At 56.7% G+C, this 3,473-nt stretch carries 4 protein-coding genes; all 4 read right to left on the reverse strand.

Annotation, left to right across the window (positions count from 1 at the left end; genetic code table 11):
• A partial coding sequence (locus tag ABYV89_RS15610) for a response regulator (RefSeq protein ID WP_432823859.1) occupies positions 1-429 on the reverse strand: 429 nt, incomplete at its 3' end.
• On the reverse strand, positions 430-1,440 hold the full coding sequence (locus ABYV89_RS15615; protein WP_432823860.1) for a two-component system sensor histidine kinase NtrB: 1,011 nt from the start codon (positions 1,438-1,440) through the stop codon (positions 430-432).
• A gap of 449 nt (positions 1,441-1,889) precedes the next feature.
• On the reverse strand, positions 1,890-3,035 hold the full coding sequence (locus tag ABYV89_RS15620) for a PAS domain-containing sensor histidine kinase (protein ID WP_432823861.1): 1,146 nt from the start codon (positions 3,033-3,035) through the stop codon (positions 1,890-1,892).
• A gap of 138 nt (positions 3,036-3,173) precedes the next feature.
• Positions 3,174-3,473 (reverse strand): helix-turn-helix domain-containing protein, encoded by a 300-nt coding sequence (locus tag ABYV89_RS15625; RefSeq protein WP_432823862.1) that lies wholly within the window; start codon positions 3,471-3,473, stop codon positions 3,174-3,176.

Genomic DNA, 3,473 nt, shown 5'->3' on the forward strand with positions numbered 1-3,473 from the left:
CCGGGCGTTTCCGCCCTGAGCCAGTTGCTCCCTGAGGGCAGCCAGTTCACGCTTGAGCCGTCTCTGTTCTACGGCTTTGCTAAGAATTGCCTTCAGATTGGCGTAATCAGGAGGTTTGATGAAGTAGTAATAGGCACCGCGGGTCACGGCACCAACGGCTGATTCGACGGTGCCGTAGGCGGTGAGAAAAATCACAGGCAGGTCGGAAAAACTGCCTTGGATATACTCGAACAGATCAAGGCCCGTCTTGTCTCCCATTTTCATATCGGTAATAACGGAGTCGAAATCCTCTCCGGACAGCAGCAAAATCGCGCTCTCAACATCTCGCGCCTGCCGCACCTCGTACCCTTCCGCTTCAAGTATCGCCGACAACACCCTCAGGGCGCTGGGCTCGTCGTCGACGATCAGGATGCGCCCGGGTCCAGTCATCTAAATAGAATCCGCAGGAACGGGGAAACTGAGGGTAATAACGGCGCCCGATTCAGGGCTGCTCTGGATTTCGAGGGTTCCTCCGTGGTGCTGCATGACCTCTCGTGACAGGAACAAGCCAAACCCTCGTCCCTTCGTTTCCGCCCGGTCGTTCTGAGGATAGGAAAGAGGATCGGTTTCCTGCTCGGGCAGACCAGGACCTGTGTCGGAAATTTTTACTGTGACAGTCTGATCGTCAACGAGCAAGGAACTGCTCATTTGAATGCGCCCCCCGGGGCCTAGGACCGAGAGAGCATTGTTAAGCAAATTAAGAATGGCCTGCTCGACCTGAAAGATATTGAGTGGGAGCAAGGGCAGCGGTTGACAGTCACAAGCAATGACCACTCCGGCCGTCTGCGCCTGCAGGGAAACAATGCGCTGGGCCCGCTGCAACAGGGCATTCAGGTCGGTGGGAACCCGGTCAGATCCGTCGAGGGAGGCACTGAGAAAATCGGTAATGAACCGATCGAGACGGGTAATTTCATCCTGCATGATACCTGTGAACTCGAGCAGGTCGCTTTCGTGAGCATAACGCCTCTGCAGATAGACGACAGCCCCTTTGATGGCATTTAACGGGTTGCGCACCCCATGCGCCAGGGAAGAGGCCTGTTTGCCGATATCGATGAGATGTTCAAACTGGTTGAGCCGCTCTACCATGGCGCAGGTGGTTTTCCGTTGCACCCGCACTTGCGCCCCGCAAATCGATCCGCAATCGCCCAGAGGTTTGACCTCCACTTCGGCCTGAGTTGTGCCGCAAAAGCTGGGAAAATCCACCTCTGGCAGGTGCAAGGCCCGCCCGTTTTGTAAGACCATACGAAGAACATCCTGTTCGGAAAAGATAATCCTTGGCAGGACATCGAAGTATGGGGAGTGACCGAGATGTTCGACCGTTGCCGGGCAAAGCTTGGCCAGCGCCTCATTGACCGAGGTCAGCCGCAGTTCATGATCGACCGAAAATTCCAGTGATTCCATAGACCTGTATTGTAGAGACGGAGCAAACTCTAGCCATCCGCCGAAACTTGAATGCTGAAAAAAAGGGACACAACCATTTATAAGATGCTTCTTATATCCTATTTTCTACGCGAAATCAACCAATTGCCTATAGCCAGCCCACAACGGGCCAAAACAAGAGTGGCACTGAAGCGCCGCTCTTGCAAACACCCGGTGCGGATAATGTGGTCGGGAAGTCAAGATAGCATGCCCTTGCGTCCGTACCATGCTTAACCAGCAAGCCCTGCCCCGCGGAGGAGCAACATGCCAGGCTCGGGGACTGGCAACGGAGAAAACGTCTTAGATAAAAGGCCAACCCAAAAAATCGATATTTCCCTAAAGAAGAAGCGTGAACAATGCATAACCCGCTTCTAAAAAAAACCTGAACTCCTTTATAAGGTTGTGAATTTTTCCGGCACGTGAATTTCATTTCAAGCCAGGGGTGTTCGGGGATACCGCCCCACAAACCGCGTCCCCGCCTCTTCGGACGTCGCAAAACTCACCTCGCCGCCGAGATAGCCGCTGAGCATCTGCATACTGTAGGTGCCCAGGCCGCGCCCGACGCCTTTGGTGGTGAAGGAGCGCTGGAAGACCTGCAGCTGGGCATCGGCGCTCATGACTCCGGGGTTGTGGACGCTGAAGGCGACCAGATCCCCCTCTTCGGTGCAGCTGAGGGTCACCGTTTCTCCAGCGCGACTGGCTTCGAGGGCGTTTTTGACCATGTTGCCGAGGATGCGGCCGAGCAGGACCCGGTCGCTGCAGAAATTGACTTCGGTGGCGGCAGGATCGATCTGGACCAGCCGGCCTTCGGCCAGGGAATGGAGGCGATAGTGCTTGGCGACCTGTTCGATGACCGCCAGCGACGATAAAAGCCCGGTTTCGATCTGCAGCTCACCATTTTCCGCCGCCAGCAGGGTGCGCTGGGCGCGGATTTCATCGACGGCCTGATCGGCGGCGCCGCGCACCAGGTCGTATATCTCTCTTGGATTCTCCATCTCATAGGTCTGCAGCAGTTCGGCAAAGCCGCCGATGCTACCGACGATATTGAGGATGTCGTGGAAGAAAATACGCTCGAGGGCCAGGCGGCGCTTTTCGTTGCTGATGTCGGCGACGGCGAAGACAGTGAAGCGTTCGTCTTCAAAGACCAGGGGAGTGGCCCAGATCTGCAGATCGAGGGATTCGGTGCGGCCATTGCGATTGCGGGTGATGCGGCAGTCGCGGATATCTTTTTGGCCGGCGAGACCGCTGAGGATGGAGAGCACGGCGCCGCAGCGGCTGCAGTTCTCGGTGGTACCGCAGCCCCCCTCGGTGCGGCGGGCATGGATGCAGTCGAAGGCTTCCCCGGAGCGCTGCCCAAGTATGGCGCCTGGGTCGCTGACCTGCAAAAAGGTCAGCAGGGCTTTGTTGGCGTAAACGATCTGCCGCTGTTCGTTGAGGATGGCGAGAACCGAAGGGACGGCATCGAGCAGGTGGTAGGAAATCTGCTCCTCGGTAAAATGCTCGGCCTGCCGGTGCAGGGTGCGACGATCGGCGCGGGCGGCGGGTGCGAATTGGGTCGACAGACGTTTTTCGGCCATAAAAACCCCTTATCGTTGATTTTTTTCCAACGATAAAGGATTTTTCGGCGAACGTCACCCATGGAGTGTGGCTATGGCCCCGGTTTTTCACTCCCCTGCGCCGACAGGTCGCCCAGGGTCATGCCAAGCAGGACCTTGTTATTGAGCAGCAGATGCTGGGCCCGGAGATTTTTCTGAAACGCCATGATCTGCTCCAGCGGTTGTTTGCTGCAAAGCAACAGAAATTCGTGTAGGAACCTGGGGACAAATTAGGTTTGCGGCCCGCAGGGATTTTCGGTAGGCGCCGGGGGTCAGAGAGGTGAGCTTCTTGAAGGTGCGAATAAAGTGAAACTGGTTGGAAAAGCCGCTGGCCAGAGCGATTTCGAGCAGGGATTGGCGACCGTCGGCCAGCAATTCCCGGGCCTTGCCGATGCGCAGGTCGTTGAGATAAGCGGTCAG

The sequence above is a fragment of the Trichloromonas sp. genome, assembly GCF_041583255.1.
Classification (GTDB): Bacteria; Desulfobacterota; Desulfuromonadia; order Desulfuromonadales; family Trichloromonadaceae; genus Trichloromonas.

What these genes read in the sequence shown, in the direction of transcription:
- ABYV89_RS15620 (WP_432823861.1), bottom strand. Translation starts at nt 3,035, where the DNA reads ATGGCCGAAAAACGTCTGTCGACCCAATTCGCACCCGCCGCCCGCGCC.
- ABYV89_RS15615 (WP_432823860.1), bottom strand. Translation starts at nt 1,440, where the DNA reads ATGGAATCACTGGAATTTTCGGTCGATCATGAACTGCGGCTGACCTCG.